This is a genomic window from Luteimonas sp. RIT-PG2_3, from assembly GCF_054902115.1.
The window spans coordinates 1-16,554 of sequence record NZ_JBUBPF010000002.1 but is presented as its reverse complement, the minus strand read 5'-3'; the positions used below and the strand labels follow the sequence as shown (position 1 = coordinate 16,554).

11 protein-coding genes are annotated in these 16,554 nt (G+C 68.0%); 2 read left to right on the top strand and 9 right to left on the bottom strand.

Annotated elements, in window-relative coordinates:
- Positions 1 to 61: 61 nt before the first annotated feature.
- From ACYX7E_RS02960 to ACYX7E_RS02920, 9 genes are all read right to left on the bottom strand, one after another.
- On the bottom strand, positions 62 to 2,194 hold the full coding sequence (locus tag ACYX7E_RS02960) for a TonB-dependent receptor plug domain-containing protein (RefSeq protein ID WP_462079069.1): 2,133 nt from the start codon (positions 2,192 to 2,194) through the stop codon (positions 62 to 64).
- Positions 2,195 to 2,197: 3 nt separating this feature from the next.
- On the bottom strand, positions 2,198 to 4,864 hold the full coding sequence (locus tag ACYX7E_RS02955; protein ID WP_462079068.1) for a TonB-dependent receptor plug domain-containing protein: 2,667 nt from the start codon (positions 4,862 to 4,864) through the stop codon (positions 2,198 to 2,200).
- A gap of 224 nt (positions 4,865 to 5,088) precedes the next feature.
- A complete protein-coding gene (locus tag ACYX7E_RS02950) occupies positions 5,089 to 6,384 on the bottom strand; it encodes a TlpA disulfide reductase family protein (RefSeq protein ID WP_462079067.1) in 1,296 nt (431 codons plus the stop codon).
- Positions 6,385 to 6,500: 116 nt separating this feature from the next.
- Positions 6,501 to 7,436, bottom strand: a complete 936-nt coding sequence (locus tag ACYX7E_RS02945) for a hypothetical protein (RefSeq protein WP_462079066.1) — start codon at positions 7,434 to 7,436, stop codon at positions 6,501 to 6,503.
- 54 nt (positions 7,437 to 7,490) lie between these two features.
- Positions 7,491 to 8,477, bottom strand: coding sequence for a hypothetical protein (locus tag ACYX7E_RS02940; protein WP_462079065.1), 987 nt, complete (start codon positions 8,475 to 8,477; stop codon positions 7,491 to 7,493).
- 66 nt (positions 8,478 to 8,543) lie between these two features.
- Positions 8,544 to 9,272: a hypothetical protein gene (locus ACYX7E_RS02935; RefSeq protein WP_462079064.1), complete on the bottom strand. Its 729-nt coding sequence runs from the start codon at positions 9,270 to 9,272 to the stop codon at positions 8,544 to 8,546.
- 71 nt (positions 9,273 to 9,343) lie between these two features.
- Positions 9,344 to 10,168 (bottom strand): DOPA 4,5-dioxygenase family protein, encoded by an 825-nt coding sequence (locus tag ACYX7E_RS02930; RefSeq protein WP_462079063.1) that lies wholly within the window; start codon positions 10,166 to 10,168, stop codon positions 9,344 to 9,346.
- Positions 10,169 to 10,229: 61 nt separating this feature from the next.
- On the bottom strand, positions 10,230 to 12,776 hold the full coding sequence (locus ACYX7E_RS02925; RefSeq protein ID WP_462079062.1) for a TonB-dependent receptor plug domain-containing protein: 2,547 nt from the start codon (positions 12,774 to 12,776) through the stop codon (positions 10,230 to 10,232).
- A gap of 374 nt (positions 12,777 to 13,150) precedes the next feature.
- Positions 13,151 to 13,909 (bottom strand): AraC family transcriptional regulator, encoded by a 759-nt coding sequence (locus ACYX7E_RS02920; protein WP_462079061.1) that lies wholly within the window; start codon positions 13,907 to 13,909, stop codon positions 13,151 to 13,153.
- Positions 13,910 to 14,130: 221 nt separating this feature from the next.
- Here ACYX7E_RS02920 and ACYX7E_RS02915 point away from each other — a divergent pair, with 221 nt between their 5' ends.
- Complete coding sequence (locus tag ACYX7E_RS02915) at positions 14,131 to 15,117, top strand: alpha/beta hydrolase fold domain-containing protein (RefSeq protein ID WP_462079060.1); 987 nt, start codon at positions 14,131 to 14,133, stop codon at positions 15,115 to 15,117.
- Positions 15,114 to 15,704, top strand: coding sequence for an FMN-binding negative transcriptional regulator (locus ACYX7E_RS02910; protein WP_462079059.1), 591 nt, complete (start codon positions 15,114 to 15,116; stop codon positions 15,702 to 15,704). Before ACYX7E_RS02915 ends, ACYX7E_RS02910 begins: the two co-directional genes overlap by 4 nt.
- The last annotated feature ends 850 nt before the right edge of the window (positions 15,705 to 16,554 follow it).

Sequence of the window (16,554 nt, the reverse complement as noted above, 5' to 3'; positions counted from 1 at the left end):
GCATGATCGCGTGCCGGCATGCCAGTGCCGTCCACCCCGCAACGCAACCTTGCCACGCCCGTCAGAACGTGTAGCTGTAGTTGACGTGCAGCGTGCGCGGCACGCCAAGGCGGCGGACCAGGGCGAAGCCAGTGCCGCTGTCGAGGTTGGTACGCGACAGCCGCGTCGCATAGTCGCGGTCGAAGGCATTCTCCAGCCGCAGGTTGATGCGGTGCCGGCGCGCGGCATCCAGCCAGGCATGCGCGGCCAGGTCGGTCACCGCCTGCCCACCATAGTTGCGACGGCCATAGCCGGCCACGGTCTGGTAGACATCGCCGGTCCAGTGGACGGCGACGCTGGCGCCGAACGGTGCATCCGGCGCGTACTCGAGCTTGGCCTTGGCGAACCGCACCGGGGTGCGCTGGCGTTGCAGGTCGCTGCCCTCGTCGCGCGAGCGCGTCCAGGTGTAACTGCCTTCCAGCCGCAGGTCCTGCCCCAGCGGCGCGACCACGGCGGCCTCGGCACCGCGCACGGTGACCTTGCCGGCGACGTTCCCGTAGCGCCCGTTGGGATAGTCGGGATCGTCGTAGCCGATGTCGATCAGGTGGTCGATGTCGCGCGCGAACCCGGTGAGCTTCCAGCCCCAGGCCTGCGCGCCCGTGCCGACGCGCCCGCCCAGCGACAGGTTGAGGTTGACGCTCTCTTCCGGCTGCAGCAGCGGATTGCCGACATAGTCGTCCGGCGGATAGCCCACGTAATACAACTGCTCGGCGCTGGGCAGCAGGAACGCGGTCGACGCCAGGCCTTCGATATACAGCGCGGGCGAGACGTCGAAGCGGCCGCTGAGGTTCCAGACCGTCGCGTCCTTGCCGCCGCTGCCGCGGTTGTAGCGTACGCCGGCCGCGGTCGCGAGCCGGCCGAACGCGCCCGGCGCGCTGCGCACATGGCCGAACACCGCGTTGACGGTTTCGGTATCGCCGGCGATCGGGAAGACATCGTCGCGCGCGCGGTAGTTCTGGTAGTCGTAGCCGACGTGGTATTCGAAGCGGCCGCCGGGCGCGATGCGCGCCAGTCCATTGACGCCGTAGTCCCGGAAACCCCAGTAGGTGCCCGGCGGATAGATCACCAGTTCCTCGCCGGTCAGCGGGCGGTTCTGGATGTTGGCGTAGGTCGTGTCCCAGTCGTGCAGGTAGGCCTTCAGGAAGTACTGCACGCGCGAACTTGCGGCATACGCCAGGCGCAGGCTGGCCACGTCCTCATCGCGGTCGTTGTAGCTGCGCCGGGTGCGCGATGGCGCATTGTTGTCGAGCAGCGCCTCGGTATGGTGGTAGAACAGGTCCAGCTTGAGCTTGTCGCTGAGGTCGTTGCCGTACTTCAGGCCGACATTGCTGACGGTGTAGCTGCGGTCGCGATCGGTGGCGCTGGGCTCGTAGTGGTCGAACTGGCGATAGCCGTCGCCGGCGTCGCGCGAGGCATAACCGAGGAAGCGGTGGCGACCGACCTGGCCGTGGCCGCTGACATGGATGCGGGTGCCGTCGTTGCTGTCGTAGCCCAGGCCGACCTGGCCGCCGGGCGTGTCGGTATAGGCGCGCGTCACGATGTTGATCGCGCCGGCCACCGCCTGCGTACCGTAGAACAGGCTCTCGCCGCCCTTCAGCACTTCGATGCGTTCGACCGCGCTGGCCGGCAGCGTATCCGGGCTGGTGCTGTTGAAGATGCGGTTGTTGATGCGGACGCCGTCGATCAGCCACAACACGTCGCCGGTCCGCGAGCCCTGCAGCGAGACATCGACGTAGTCGTAGGCACCGCTGCCGGGCGACACATACAGGCCGGGGACTTCGTACTGCAGCGCACTGCTGACGTCGATGTAGCCAGCGGCCTCGATGCGCTCGGCGGTGATGGTCTCGACCGCATGACCGTAGCGCGCCAGCTCCTGCGGCAAGGTCTCCTCGAGGTTGTGGCCGACGACGACGACGGTATCGAGGTCGTGCGCGCTGGGCCCACCCGGCGACGACGATTGCGCGGATGCCGATTGCGCGGACGATGCCTGCGCCAGCGCAGGACTGCCGGCGACGGCCAGCAGGCCGAGCAGCAGGCCGCGGAGCAGCGCGATCGCCAGTCTCGCGTGGCCCAGTCTCGCGTGGTCCGGCAGCATGCCCGTGGTATTCGCGTGGGAGTCGTTCTGGTGCAGAAGGTGGTTGGACAGCGTGCTCATGGGTTACCAGCGATAATCGAGTTTGAGGGACCAGAAGCCACCTTCCGGACCAATGGCGCCGTTGTTCTGCCAGTCGTAGATCGCCTGCGCGGCCAGCAACGGCCCGGGTGTCTGCGTCGGCCTGGCTTCGAACAGGTTGTTGCCGGCCAGCGAGACCTTGAGGGCGTCGGAGAAGGCGTAGGCGATGTCGAGGTCGGTGGTCCACAGGCCGCCGATGTCGTAGGCGTACTGGGTGATGCCGGCCCAGGGACCGGTCGTCGGCGGCACGCTGACCGTGCCCGAGCGCTCCAGTGCGCCCCAGTAGTTCTGCCGCAGGTTCAGCTCCCACGGGCCGTGCTTCCAGTTCGCGCCGAGGATATGGCGCTCGCGCGGGACCGAGTTGCGCAGGTTGATCGCCGCGCTGGTGTCGAGCAGGGTGATGCCGTAGTCGGCCAGCACCGGCGGCGCGGTCGCGATACGTGTCAGCTCGATCCTGTTGAAGTTGGCCGCGTACGACAGCGCCAGCCGACCGCCGTTGTCGAAGCCGAACACCTTGTCGATGGTCACCTCGACACCGCGGGTGCGGGTATCGGACGCGTTGACCAGGTAGCTGATGCCGTCGCCGCGCAGGATCTGCCCGTTGGTCAGCTGCTCCGACAGCGACGGCGTCGCGGTCGCCGGACCCAAGGGCCGTGCCGCGGTATTGAAGTTGGCGATCTGGGTGATCTGGTCGCTGACCTCGATCTGGTAGGCATCGACCGCGACATGCACGCCGTCGAAGGGCTCGGCGACGATGCCGAGGCTGTAGTTGCGCGAGGTCTCGGGCTTCAGTGCGCTGGCGCCGAGGGCGCGCGCCTCCGGCGAGTTCACCGATAGCACGTAGTTGGTACTGGTATTGGCATTGCCGACCGAGCGGTACGACAGCGCCGCCAGCGCCGGTGCGTGGAAGCCGGTATTGACGGTGCCGCGCAGCGCCAGGCGCGGCGTCAGGTCGAAGCGCGACGACACCCGCCAGGTGTTTTCGTTGCCGAAGTCGGAGAAGTGCTCGTAGCGTCCCGCGAGGTCCAGCGTCCAGCGTGCGTTCAACGCCAGCGCCAGGCCCAGGTAGACCGAGCTGCTGTTGCGGGTCACGTCCTGCGCGTCCGCCGGACGATACGCCGGCAGCGCCTGGGACACCGCCAGCGAGTTGCCCAGCAGCTGGCCCGCATTGGGACCATCGAGCACGCGCTGGCCGCCGTGCGTATAGCCGGCCGGATCGCCGGCACCGAGTTGATAGTGCTCGCGGCGATGCTCGGCGCCGATCGACAGGTCGGTCGGGATCGAGAACAGGTCCACTTGCCGGCTCAGGTCCAGGTTGCTGGTCCAGGCGCGGTAGTCGTGGTCGCCGATGAAGAAGCGCGTCGGGCTGGCCAGGCCATAGGTGACGTTGACCGAATTGCTGACGTTGACGTCGATATGGTCGCGGCCGTAGACCGTGCTCAGGTCCCAGTCCCAGCCATGCCAGTCGTCGCCGCGCACGCCGACCAGGCCGGAGTAGTCGGTCTCGTCGATCTCCTCGACCGGCGTATAGCCGTCGGGATAGAGCGCGCGGACGTTCTCGTTGCGGTTGGGCGTGCGGAAGTTCTGCGGCGCGCTGGAATCGCGCTGGGCGTAACTGAAGAAGCCGTAGGCCTCGACGGCGTCGTTCAATGGCAGGCCGATGTCGGCGGCAAACGTCGACAACGTGAAGGGCGCCTTGCCGCGGTTCTTCCAGGCGTTGTTGTCGCGCGTGGCCTCGCGCGGATTGGGCGTCGCGCCGGCCGGCAGCTGCGGATACGAACTCAGCGGACCCGAGGGCAGGATCTCGACGCCAGCCGAATTGAGCGGAAAGTAATACAGCAGGTTCGGATTGACCGGGCTGTTGCGGACGACGATCTTCTGCTCGTCGCGCTGGCCCGAGATCCGCAGGTGGCCGGCCGCGCCCAGCGGAAAGCCCTGGCTGGCCTGCAGCACCGTGGTTTCGCCATCGCCTTCGAAGAACTGGCCATAGCGCGCCGAGGCGTTGCCGCCTTCGGCGGCGTCGTCGGTGATGATGTTGATGACGCCGGCGATCGCGTCCGAACCGTAGATCGCCGACGCGCCGTCGCGCAGCACTTCGATCCGCTGGATGGCGCCGCTGGAAATCGTCGACAGGTCGACCGGTGCGGTCGCGCTGAATCCGCCGGCCCCGAGGAACGCGGTCGAATGCCGGCGCTTGCCGTTGATCAGCACCAGGGTATGGCCGGGATTCTGGCCACGCAGCTGGCCGGCGCGCACCATGCTGCCGACATTGGGGGTCGGCACGTTGGGCACGAAGAACGACGGCAGGTTTGCACCGAGCTGCTCGAGCAGGTTGGCCTTGTTGGACAGCTCGATCGCATTGCCGGTCACGATGTCGATCGGCGCGACCGCATTCTCGACGGTGCGACCGGACGCGCGCGTGCCGGTGACGACGACGTTGTCGAGCGTGGTGGCACGGTCGGCGCTGTTGGCCACGCTGGCATCGGCGGTGTCGGCGGCGGCGCTGGCGGCATTGGACGTGGCGTCATTGGAGGTGCCGGCGTCCGCCGCCTGGGCGAAGCCGGCCACCGACAGCAGGATCGCGAGCGCCAGCGGGCGACGCGGGAAACGGAGAATGGCGCGATGGCGAGGTGACGCGGGAGAAGAGCGCATGTCGGTCTCGGGAGATTGGGGATGAACCCACGACGGCGACGACGGCCACGGACGCATGGGCGCAACGCACCCGTCCGTCACGGCGGGCGCCGGCGGTGTGGAGGTCGAACAGGGCGGGCCGTGTGCGCACGGCCCGGATCGGATCAGTGGCGCATCAACGCGCGCGCCAACATCGATCGACGGCGCACTGTCGGCGCAGCAGGTGACTCATGGTCATCGCGGCATCAGCCCTTGGGGGCCGGCTCGGCCAGCAGGGCGTCGACGGTGGCGTTGAAGCGCTGCACGAAGCGTTCGTACGGCTCGCCGGTCTCCGGGCTGCTGAAGCCGGTGTAGATCTCGCGCACGCGGCCCTGGCGGTCGAGCAGCACCAGCGTCGGATAGGCGACCACTTCATTGAGCCAAGGCAGGCGCTGGCCGGCGCTGGCCTTGTCGAGGCCGCCGCCGAACAGGATCGGATAGTCGATGCCATAGAACGACTGGTAGCGCGGCAGCGTGCGCGCGGCCAGCGCGGCATCGTCTTCCTGCTCGAAGGCGATACCGACCGCTTCGACGCCGCGCTTGCGGTTGTCGCGGATCCACGGCACCAGGAACCGGGTCTCGTCGACGCAGTTGGGGCACCAGGTCCCGAGGATCTGCACCGCGACGACCTTGCCGCGGAAACGCGGGTCCTGCAGCGACACGGTCTTGCCGGTCGCGTCCGGGAAGGCCAGCGACACCGGACCATCGGTGGTCGCGCGGGTCAGCGCATAGGGATCGGGCAGGGTCACGCTGTCGTCGCGGCGCGCCTGGAAGGTCTGCGTCGCGCGCGCGGTCAGCACCTGCCCGGAGATCTCGTCCCTGGCATCGGGCGACCAGGTGCCGCGATACAGCGACGGCGCCGGACCGGTGAAGCCCGACAGCAACAGCGTATGGCCGACGAGGTTGCCTTCCAGCGCGCGCGAATCGCCGGTCGGCGACAGCAGCACGCCGGTGACGTGGTTGCCCTGCTGTTTCAGCACGGCGACGCGCTCACGGCTCTTGCCGTCGGCCGCCACCGTGGTGAAGCGCCACTTGCCGTTGACGTCGATGCCGACATCGGCGCGGCTGGCCGGCACAAAGCGCCAGTCCTGCCCCCGCGTCGCGGTGAACGCGAGGTCGCCGACCTCGCGACCGGCGATCAGGTGGTGGTAGCGACCCTGCAGGCGACCATCGGGCTGCAGGGCCAGCTGCAGTTCGGTGTCGTGGTTGCGGAACGGCACCACGTAATCCGCTCCGCCGCGATGCTCGATCCGGAACGCTTCCTTGCGCGGTGCGTTGAGCAGCACCAGCCGCGCCTGGTCGAGGTCGCCGGCGGTGATCTCGAAATTGAACGGCAAGGGCTCGCCCTGCACGCTGAACTCGCCGCGCCACTGCCCTTGCAGGCCGGCCGGCAGGCGCCCGGCTGCGTGCGCGGCTGCGTGCGCGGCAAGCGGCAGGACGGCGGTCGCCGCGACGATCAACCACTGGGCGGCGACGAGCCAACGGGTTGCGGACACGCGCATGGTGCGATTCCTTGGTAATGCTCGAAAGAGGGGTGTCGCCGCTGGCATCGCGCGATCGCACGGTGCAGCGGCATGGCGGCGATGTGGCGATGTGGTGAGACTAGAAACCTGGAATCCTAGAAGCCGTAGGCCTCCGGACCCGGCGGCACCTCGGGCAGCGGCGCGTCGTAACCGAAGCCGCGGGTCCCGTCGGGACCGATCACGCCGGCACCGGGGCCGAGATGATCGGCTTCAAGGTTGTTCTCGTTGCAGGGATACTCGCCCAGGCCCAGGCCCGGATCGCCGAGCACCCAGGTCCGCTTGAACACGAACGGGCGCGTGTAGTACTTCAGGTCGGTGACCGTCATCTCCAGCTGCAGGTGGTGATGGTCCGGACGCGTCCAGCGCTCGACCACCGTGGTCTGGTCGCTGGTCGGGTTGCCGTTCTCGTCCAGCCAGATGAAGTCCTTGACCGAATCCTTGAGGCCGCGCGTCTCGATGACCAGGGTGTCGCCATCCCACTTGCCGATGCCGTGGCCGAAGTACAGCGGCTCCAGTTGCGCGGCGTGCTTGAGGTCGGCGCCGATATCGACCCAGCGATGGGTGTTGTAGTGGTAGATCGTCGCCAGGCGCTCCGGCGTATGCAGGATCTCGAACGGCAGGCCGCTGCCGTTGTGGCGTGGAATGCCGCCGAGGATGCAGATCGATTCCGGATCGCGGGTATGGTTCTGGCTGTACAGCAGTGCACGCTTGCCCTGCTCGGAGAACGGCAGGATGAAGTCCGGCTCATCCTTGCCGAGGTTGCCGCCGGGCTTGCCGGGCGTACGGATGCCGCGCCAGTAGCCGGTCAGGTCGGGCTTGCCGTCCTGGCCGCGTGGCGTCGCCACGCGCGGCCCCTTGTACGGGCTGCCCTGGATGTCGGCGGCGGTCAGTTCGAACGGCACGGATGCCGGCACGGCACCTGCCGCGGGTGGTGCCTGCGCGGGCGCCTGTGCAGCCGCCTGCGACAGCGCGAGGACGAGCAGTGATCCCGTGGCCAGCGCGGCCATGCTGAGCTTGGAGGTGAAAGGCATCGGTGTTCCCGGAGCGGTGTCGTGGCGTGGTGGAAGACGGCGTGATCGGTGCGCTCAGCGCGGTTCCGGCAGGTCCGAGGGTTTCGCGCGGTTCTTGCGGAACAGCCAGTAGCCGGTGCCGCGCGAGGCCTGCACCGAGCCCAGCGGCAGGTCGGGCACGAGCTGGTTGTCGGGCCCGTAACCGCGGTTGCCGTTGCTGCCGATCTTTCCCGGACCCGGCTCGAGGTGGTTGACGACCCACCAGGTGTTCCACTCGCAGGAGAACTCGCGCAAGTGCTCGCCCTGCGCGCCGTGCACGAAGCTGCGGCGATAGGTCACCGGCTCGCGGTAGTAGGTCGGGTCGGTATAGGTCAGCTCGAGGTTGAGGTGATGGAAGTCGGGACGCGTCCAGCGTTCCACGACGACCGCCTGGGCGCTGATCGGGTTGGCGTTGTCGTCCAACCAGACATTGCCGTCCGCACTGTCCTGGAATCCCGACGAGGTGATGACCAGGGTCTCGCCGTCCCACTCGCCGATCGCGTTGCCCAGGTAACGCGGATCCTGCTCGGGATCGCGCGCGCGTCCGTCCAGCCACACCCAGCGATGCCAGCTGAGCTGGTGGAAGGTCGCCAGGCGCTTGGGCGTATGCAGGATCTCGAACGGCAGCACGCTGGTCAGCAGGCGCGGGATGCCGGTGATCAGGCAGCGCGCTTCGGGATCGACGGTCTTGAAGTTCGCTTCCAGTACCTGCTGTCCCTGCGCGGTGTACGGCAGGGCGAAGCCACGGCGATCCTTGCCGAGGTTGCCGTCGGGCTTGCCGGGCTCGTGCAGCAGTTTCCAGAAGCCGGTGAACGTCGGCTTGCCATCGGCGCCGCGCGGCGTCGCCACCGCCTGCCCGCGATAGGGCTTGCCGAGGATCTGCTCCGCCGAACGCACGGTGATGCTGTCCTGCGATTCGGCCTTGAACTGCGCATGCCCGGCCAGCGGCAGGCCTGCGGCCAGCAGCAGCGCGACGCTGAGTATTTTCGGGATCGAGACGGACGACACGGGCTGGATCGACATGCAGCGCAACCTTGTGGACGGACGGGTAGTGGTGGAGTGGAGCCGAGCGGACTGGTCGCGCGCCGCTCAGCCGGCGGCCAGCGCTTCGATCGCGGTCTCGATGTCGGCCAGTTCCTGAGCCGACAGCGGCGTGTAGAAGCCGGCAACGGTCAGGGTCACCGTGGCCGGACCGGCGGAGTCGTTCTTGAACAGCCAGCCGTGGATGCCATCGAACGGCACGGTGAACGCGCCGCTGTCGGACAGGCCACCGCCCTTGCGGAAACTGGCCTCGTGATAGCCCGGGGCCGGCGGCGAATGCCCATGCAGGTCGGCATGGAACTCCTCGGGATTGGCGATGCCCGACACCGTCCAGGCATAGACGACATGGCTGCCGGCGACCGCACGCAGCTTCTGCTCCAGCTCATGGCCGGCCTCGTCGCCGGATGGCAGCGCGATGACGAAGGTGTCGCTGCGATACGGCACGGCCGTCGCCCGCACGTCGATCTCGCCGGTGCTGGCCTGGCGGTCGAGCGGTGTCTCGAATGTGGACGCAGTGCCGACGGTTGTCGTGCCGGCGGGTGTCTCATCTGCGGGCGTCGCATTCGTCGGCGGTGCGCTCGCCGCCGCCGCTTCCGCGGCAGCCTCCTGCGCACCCGCGGGTGCGGGACCCGCCAGCGCCAGGATCAGCGTCGAGGCGATCACCGCGCCCAGCACGATGCCGGCCACGCCCCACTGCCAGCCTGGCCGGCTGGGCCTTGCAACGGCTGCATCCGGGCTTGCCTGATCGGAGCCGGCCTGATGGGTCTGTTCACTCATGTCGATGGAGTCCTGTGGCGTGGGCGTCTGATCGCGTTGCGGAGGGAGGCGTCAGCGCGTGAAGAGCTTCGTCAGGCCTCGAGCGCAACCGTCGGCACGATGTTGGGCAGGATCTTCTCGATGTCCGGCGCGCCGACTTCGCCGGGACGCTTCATGCCGTAGGCGTTCACCGGCTGCGAGCGGTTGACCCACAGCGTGTAGTACAGATGGTCGGCACGCGGGTCGTCCGAGTTCGGATGCAGCAGGATGGTCAAACCCAGGCTGTTGAGCTGCAGCCACGGCACGACGACCGGTAGCAGGTCGTTGGTGAACCCGAAGTAGAACGACGGGGTGACGTGCGGGCCGCGCGGCTCGAGGTTCCAGTTGCCCAGCTCGACCGGGAAGCGTTCGGCCACCCACTTGCGCAGGCGATCGGCCTTCACGTAGCTGTCCTCGTCGAAGTAAACGTGGGCGTGATAGCTGTAGATGTCGGTGTAGGGGCGCGGCTTGTCGGGCAGGCCGGTGGCGCCATCGCGCGGGCGCACGCTGACCGGTCGCGTACCCGGCTCGTTGGCGGTGCTGTAGCCCCAGGGGCTGCGGCCTTCATCGCGCGGCGGCAATACCGCACGGAACGCGGGATCGCCCAGCGCTGCGGTCTGGGCAGGCGTCGCGGCCTGGACACCCCCCGCGAACGTGGCGGCGGTCACGCCACCGGCGGCGAGTCCGGCGTTGACGAGGAAGCGCCGGCGCGTCGGCGCGAGCAGGTCGGCCCAGGCCTGGTCCTCGTCGTTGTTGCGCAGGCAGCGCCCGTGGCGATCGACGAAGTCGGGCGCAGGCGCCGCGGGGATCGACATGCCGGGATGGTCGAGGGTGTGGTCGTGGTCGTCGTGATGGCTCATGGCGTCGTCTCGCTTCACGCTGGTGGCAGGAAAAAGTTTGGAAAGTGCGGGATGGGAAGTGCGGGTCAGGAGCTACCCGTCAGAAGCGGTAGGTCAGGCGTGCGTACCAGTAGCCGCCGAGCAGGCCGACCGGGCCGGAGTTGTCGTAGGCGTACTGGTATTGCGCGATCGACGCCGCGGTGCGGTAGGCGTCGGGTGTCTTGCTGGGGTACTTGTCGAAGACGTTGTCGGCGCCCACCTCGATGCCCAGGCCGTTGCCGAAGTCGTAACCGGCGTTGACGTCGGTCAGCCAGCTGTCGGGCACCTGGTAGTGCAGGCCGTTGCCGATGCGGTTGAGGCTGCCGAAGTGCTTGATCCGCGCGCCGGCATGCCAGCCGTTGAGCGACCAGGCGACGCCGAGGACTTCCTTGCGGCGCGGGGCGCGATCGGTCAACGCCAGCTGCGCGGATTCCGACAGCAGATCGATGTGCGGCAGCGCCTGCAGCTCGGCCGGCACCAGCGATACGCGGGTCAGGTCGGTCTTGTTGTAGTTCGCCGCCAGTGTCCACCGGAAGCGGCCGAGGCGGGCGGTCTCGGTGGTCGCTTCGATCGTCAGGTCGACGCCGCGCGTGCGGGTGTCGCCGGCATTGGTGAAGTAGCGCACTTCGTAGGCGTCGGTAGGCGTCAGCCCGGCGCCGGCGATCAGCCCGTCGATGATCGCCACCTGCTGCGGCGTCAGCGCGCGCCCGCTGGGATCGACCGGGTTGGCCGGATCGCGCTTGTCGTAACCCACGCCCGGCGACAGTGCGATGCGGTTCTCGACTTCGATCTGGTACAGGTCCAGCGCGACGTTGATGTTCGCGCGCGGGCTCCAGTTGAAGCCGATGCTGATGTTGTCGGACTTCTCCGGCGCCAGCGCCTTGCCGCCCAGTGCCGCCGCCTGCGGCGAGCCCGCGGGCGCCAGCCGGTTGGTCTCGCCGACGCTGTCGGACGTCGTCGAGTACGACTGCGTGACCAGCGACGGCGCATGGAAGCCATTGCTGACCGTGGCGCGGATGCCGAAGCGGTCGTTGACGTCGTAGCGCGTGCTGAGCCGTCCGGTCGAGACCGAACCGAAGTCCGAGTGCCGCTCGTAGCGCGCGGCGGCATCGACGAACCAGCCTTCGACGAGATCCGTCGAGGCGCCGACATAGACCGCCGTGCTGTTGCGGTCGGTCTTCAGCGCATCGACCGGCAGGTAGCCGGTGATCGCATTGGAGCCGGCGCCGAAGTAGGCATCGGGCTCGCCGGCCTTGAGCTCGAATTTCTGCTCCTGGTACTCGGCGCCGACCGCGACCTCGATGGCCGAGGCGAACAGCGTGTTGTCGACGCCGCGGCGCAGGTCGAGGTTGGTCGTGCTCTGCTCGAAGACGTGCGCGCCGGCGTAGAAGTCGGTGGTGCCGCCCGGATAGGCCAGGCTGTAGTTCGCGGAGCTGTTGACGTAAACGTCCACGTCGTCCTTGCCCAGCGACGTACTGGCATCCCAGTCCCATTCGCCCAGCGAACCCTTCAGGCCGAACGTGGCCTCGTAGTCGGTTTCGTCGGTGACCTCCCACGGCGTGAAGCCATCGGGATAGACCTGCAGCAGGCCGGGGTTGTTGATGAACAGCGTATTGGCGGGGCGCAGGTTCTGCGGCGATGACGCGTCGCGCTGCGACCAGGTCGCAAAACCATAGAACGACAGCGCGTCGCTGAAGGTGTAACCGACATTGGCCGCCAGCGATTGCGTGCGGTACTTGGGCACGCCGCTGTTGATCCACGGCCGGTCCGGGCGGCTGGCCTCGCGCGGGTCCGGCGACGCGCCGGCCGGCAGCGCATTGCGCGCGCCCAGCCGCACCGGCTGTCCGGTGAGGTTGTTGATCGCCGGATACAGCAGGTAGGTCGACTGCAGCGGCGAGCTGCGGATCGCCAGCGATTGCTCCGTGTGCTCGGCCGACAGGTAGGCGAAGCCGTCATTGCCCAGCGGCAGCCCGATGCCGGCGCGGACCTTGTCGACGCCGCCATCGCCTTCGTACGACTCGCCGCGCTCGATCGACACTTCGCCGCCGGACGCGTCGGACTTCAGGATGATGTTGATGACGCCGGCGATCGCATCGGATCCGTACAGCGCCGATGCGCCATCGCGCAGCACTTCCACGCGGTCGATCGCACCGACCGGGATCAGTCCCAGATCTACCCAGACCGAACCGGCGAAGCCGCCGTCCTGGGTCACCGCCGTGGTGTGCCGGCGCTTGCCGTTAACCAGTACCAACGTGTAGCCCGGATCGAGATTGCGCAGTTGTCCACCGCGCACGATGCTGCCGAGGTCGGGCTGGATGTTGGCCGGCACGTTGAACGACGGCAGCAGGTTCTGCAGCGCTTCGAGCAGGTTGGCCTTGCCGGTGGCATTGAGCGCGACCGCGTCGACGACATCGATCGGCGCGGCACTGTTCTTGACCGTGCGACCGCTGGCGCGGCTGCCGGTGACGACAACGGTATCGAGCGTGGACGACGCGCGGCGCGCCTCGGCGTCGGCCTCGGCCTCGGCCAGCGCATCGGTCGCGCCGATGCCCTGTGGCTGCTGCGCCAGGACCGGCGCGGCCAGGGCCTGTGCGATCAACAGCGCCAACAGCGGGCGACGAAGGGGTCTCCGGGCAACAGCCGGAAGCGTGCGGGTCTGCATCAGAAGTCCTGCCAGATCGGTGGGTGCGAAGTGCGCGGGCGCCGGCGAAAATCCGCTGCGGCGCAGCACGCATCCTGTTGGCAGCGACTCTAGGATCGCGTCATCCATCCGTCCATGCAGATGGAGATGGTTTCTTATGGCGGTTGTTCCTCAACAGATGACGGCGTGCCGTCCCGGTCATCTTTGCCGGTGGCGCGATGCCCGCCGATCTCCTGCGTGGGAACGTGGTGCGTGGATGCGGTCGCTGGCCTGTGCAGCAGGCAGCAGGCACGCGTAGGTACGACGCTTCACGTCGCGTGGCGTCGTGTCGCGCTGGGGCGTCAGCGCGCGACGTAGACGCTCGGCGGTTCGCCGAAGGTCCGGTGGAACATCGCGGTGAACGCACTCGGGCTTTCATAGCCGACGTCGAACGCGACCGAGGTGATCGAGCGGCCCGCCGCCAGCAGCGACACCGCTTCCATCAGCCGCACCTGCTGGCGCCACAGCGCGAAGCCCATGCCCAGCTCCTGCTTGAAGATGCGCGTGAACGTGCGTCGGCTCATGCCGACCAGCGTCGCCCAGGTATCGATGTCGCGACCATCCGACGGCTTGGCCAGGATCGCCTTGCAGACCCGGGTCAGGCGCGGATCGCTGGGCATGCCGACGTGGTACGGCGCGTTCGGCATCTGCCGGATCTCGTCGAGCAGCAGCCACATGATCCGGCCCTCGCGGCCTTCGAGATCGTATTCGCCGGGGAAGCGCACGACCTCGAGCACCAGCGCGCGCAGGAAGTCGGAGACCTCGACGACGCGACAGGTATCAGGACTGCTGTCGTAGACCGGATCGATGTATAGCGTGCGCAGCGACACCGCGCCCCGGCACGAGACTTCGTGCATCATCCCTGCCGGCAGCCAGACCGCGCGCCGCGGCGGCACCACGAAGCTGGTCTGCGAGGTCACCACCGACATCACCCCGGCCGAGGCGTACAGGAACTGCGCCCGCTCATGGCAGTGCACGGGATCGGTGAAGCCGGGCGGATACTCGTCGTCGAGCCCGATCACCGGCCTTGCCTTCAGCGGATAGTCCAGGCTGTGCTTCATCGCGCGAGCGTCATCCAATGCCCCAATCGGGGCCGGGTGGAGTGGCGATGACACCGCAATCGCCCGGACGGCGCAACTGCGTGGCGCGCGCACGCGGGCATCTGGCCCGAACACGCGGGTCTTAGGCCTGTCCCGGCCAGCTGTCGCGCGTGCCGCCGCGCTACCTTGTGCGCCATTCCCGAGGAACCTTTCTGCGCGTATCAGCGCGGACATCGACGCGCATGAGCACCGCACACCCGCACGCCACCTGGGTCGACGATGTCGATCCCGACATCCGCCTGTTCCAGCAGCGCATGAACGCCGGTTACGCCGCCTTCCCGGACTTCGCCCGCCTGCCGCTGCCGCAGATGCGCGCGGCCGCCGAGCAGGTGCGCGCGCCCTGGGTGCAGGGCGGACCGCAGATGGCGCAGACCCGCGAGCTGCGCGTGGGCACGCTGCAGACCCGCATCCGCATCCACCTGCCGCAGGCCTCGGCGACGCAGGCCGCGTTGCCGGCCCTGGTCTACCTGCACGGCGGCGGCTGGACCTTGTTCAGCCTCGACACCCATGACCGGCTGATGCGCGAGTACGCCGCGCGCGCCGGCATCGCGGTCGTGGGCATCGACTACAGCCTGTCGCCGGAAGCCCGTTTCCCACGTGCGATCGATGAAACCCTCGACGTGCTGCAATGGCTGCGCGCGCATGGCGGCGAACACGGCATCGACGTCGCCCGCCTGGCGATGGGCGGCGATTCCGCCGGCGCCAATCTGACCGTCGCCACCCACCTGCGGCTGCGCGCGCTCGGCTTGCCGCAAACCTCTGCGATGCTGCTGAACTACGGCGCGTTCACCGACCAGGACTCGCCGTCGATGACGCGCTACGACGGCGCACGCTACATGCTCGAGACCGGCGAGATGCAGTGGTTCTGGAACAACTACCTGCACGACGACGCCGACCGCAGCAACCCGCAGGCGTTGCCGCTGCTGGCCGAACTGGAAGACCTGGCTGTGTTGCCGCCGGCCTTTCTCGCGATCGCCGAATGCGACATCCTTGCCGACGGCAATCACGCCATGGCCGCGCGCCTGGCCGAGGCCGGTGTTGCGGTCAAGGCCCGCAGCTATGCCGGCGCCACCCACAGTTTTCTTGAAGCGGTCTCGATCTCCCCGATGAGCGACCGCGCCCTCGACGAAGCAGCCAACTGGCTGAAAGCACACTGGAGCCAGGCATGAGCAGTCCGTTCGCCCCCCGCAACGAGGCCGCCGTCCTCGACCTGATCCGCGCCTATCCGCTGGCCTGGGTGGTCTCCGGCGGTGCCGGTTTCGACGCGACGCCACTGCCGCTGCTGCCCGAGCTGGATGCCGACGGCAAGCTGGTGTCGTTCCTCGGCCATTTCGCGGTGTCCAACCCGCAGGTCGAAGCCTTCCGCGCCGACCCGCAGGCCCTGCTGCTGTTCAAGGGACCCGACGGCTACATCAGCCCGCGCCTGGTCTCCAACCCGACCTGGGGCCCGACCTGGAACTACGCGGTCGCACGCTTCCACGTCCGCATCGAGTTCGTGGCCGAGGACAACGACCTGGCCCTCGACGCACTGGCGGCGTCGCTGGAGGGCGGCCATCCCGACCCGTGGACCACGGCCCGCATGGGACCGCGCTACACCCAGCTGCGCCAGTACATCATCGCGTTCCACGCGCACATCGACCACAGCCGCACGACGTTCAAGCTCGGCCAGGACGAGCAGCCGCATACCTTCGAGGAGATCGTGGGTGGGCTGGAAGACGATGCGCTGCGGCAGTGGATGCGGGCGCAGCGGGATTGAGTTGCGTGGGTGGTGGTGGGCGGTTGAGGCCATAGCCCTGCACGGTCGGCCATAGCGCACACGCTACCGCCCGTCCTGTGGGAGCGCCCATGGGCGCCATGTGGATCGCGCTTGAGTCTTGGGTGCTCGCTCGAAGATCAACCACAAAGGCTTCCACTCGCCTGCGGCGGCCGCGCTTCAGCCTGGCAGCGAACGCGAAGAGCACAAGCTTCCGTCCGCTGGCGCGGCCGGGTTCATTTCTTTTTAAGGCCAAAAAAGAAACGAACCAAAGAAAAGGGCCTTCCCCGAGCAAGCAGCCCCACCTTTCATTCGTTCCGGGATTTTTCGACTCGCCATCCATGGCTCGATCGAATAACGCCGCACATCCATGTGCGGCGCCCTACGGGTCTGCAAGCAATACTGGCGCAGCACGGAATTCCCGAAGCCAAAGCTTGGGCGATCTATTGATCTCGATGGGCCGAAGGTCCATTCGGCGCTTGCCTTGCTTCTTCGCGACAGAGACTAACCGCCGCGGTTTGCAGACCCGGAGGGCGGCGGGCATGGATACCCGCCGTTTTTCGACCAGGAACGAACACCACGTGGGGCTGCTGTTGTCGAGGAAGCGTTTTTCTTTGGTTCCGTTTCTTTGACTCGCGCCATCCATGGCGCTCGCCCCTTCGGGGCCAGCTTCGCTGTTCGCGTGCGCGTCCCAAAAGAAATGAACCCGCTCGCCGCAGGCGAGTGGAAGCCTTTGTGGTTGATCTTCAAGCGGGCAGCCAAGAGCCAAGCGCGAGCCCCATCGCGTCGATGAGCGTTCCTATACCCCAACGCACGCCCCAAAAGCGACGGCGCCCATGGGCGCTCCCACAGG

Excerpts from the sequence above, each read along its gene's own strand:
- ACYX7E_RS02960 (WP_462079069.1), bottom strand. The coding sequence starts at position 2,194 with ATGAGCACGCTGTCCAACCACCTTCTGCACCAGAACGACTCCCACGCG.
- ACYX7E_RS02940 (WP_462079065.1), bottom strand. The coding sequence starts at position 8,477 with ATGTCGATCCAGCCCGTGTCGTCCGTCTCGATCCCGAAAATACTCAGC.
- ACYX7E_RS02950 (WP_462079067.1), bottom strand. The coding sequence starts at position 6,384 with ATGCGCGTGTCCGCAACCCGTTGGCTCGTCGCCGCCCAGTGGTTGATC.
- ACYX7E_RS02935 (WP_462079064.1), bottom strand. The coding sequence starts at position 9,272 with ATGAGTGAACAGACCCATCAGGCCGGCTCCGATCAGGCAAGCCCGGAT.
- ACYX7E_RS02945 (WP_462079066.1), bottom strand. The coding sequence starts at position 7,436 with ATGCCTTTCACCTCCAAGCTCAGCATGGCCGCGCTGGCCACGGGATCA.
- ACYX7E_RS02920 (WP_462079061.1), bottom strand. The coding sequence starts at position 13,909 with ATGAAGCACAGCCTGGACTATCCGCTGAAGGCAAGGCCGGTGATCGGG.
- ACYX7E_RS02955 (WP_462079068.1), bottom strand. The coding sequence starts at position 4,864 with ATGCGCTCTTCTCCCGCGTCACCTCGCCATCGCGCCATTCTCCGTTTC.
- ACYX7E_RS02910 (WP_462079059.1), top strand. The coding sequence starts at position 15,114 with ATGAGCAGTCCGTTCGCCCCCCGCAACGAGGCCGCCGTCCTCGACCTG.
- ACYX7E_RS02915 (WP_462079060.1), top strand. The coding sequence starts at position 14,131 with ATGAGCACCGCACACCCGCACGCCACCTGGGTCGACGATGTCGATCCC.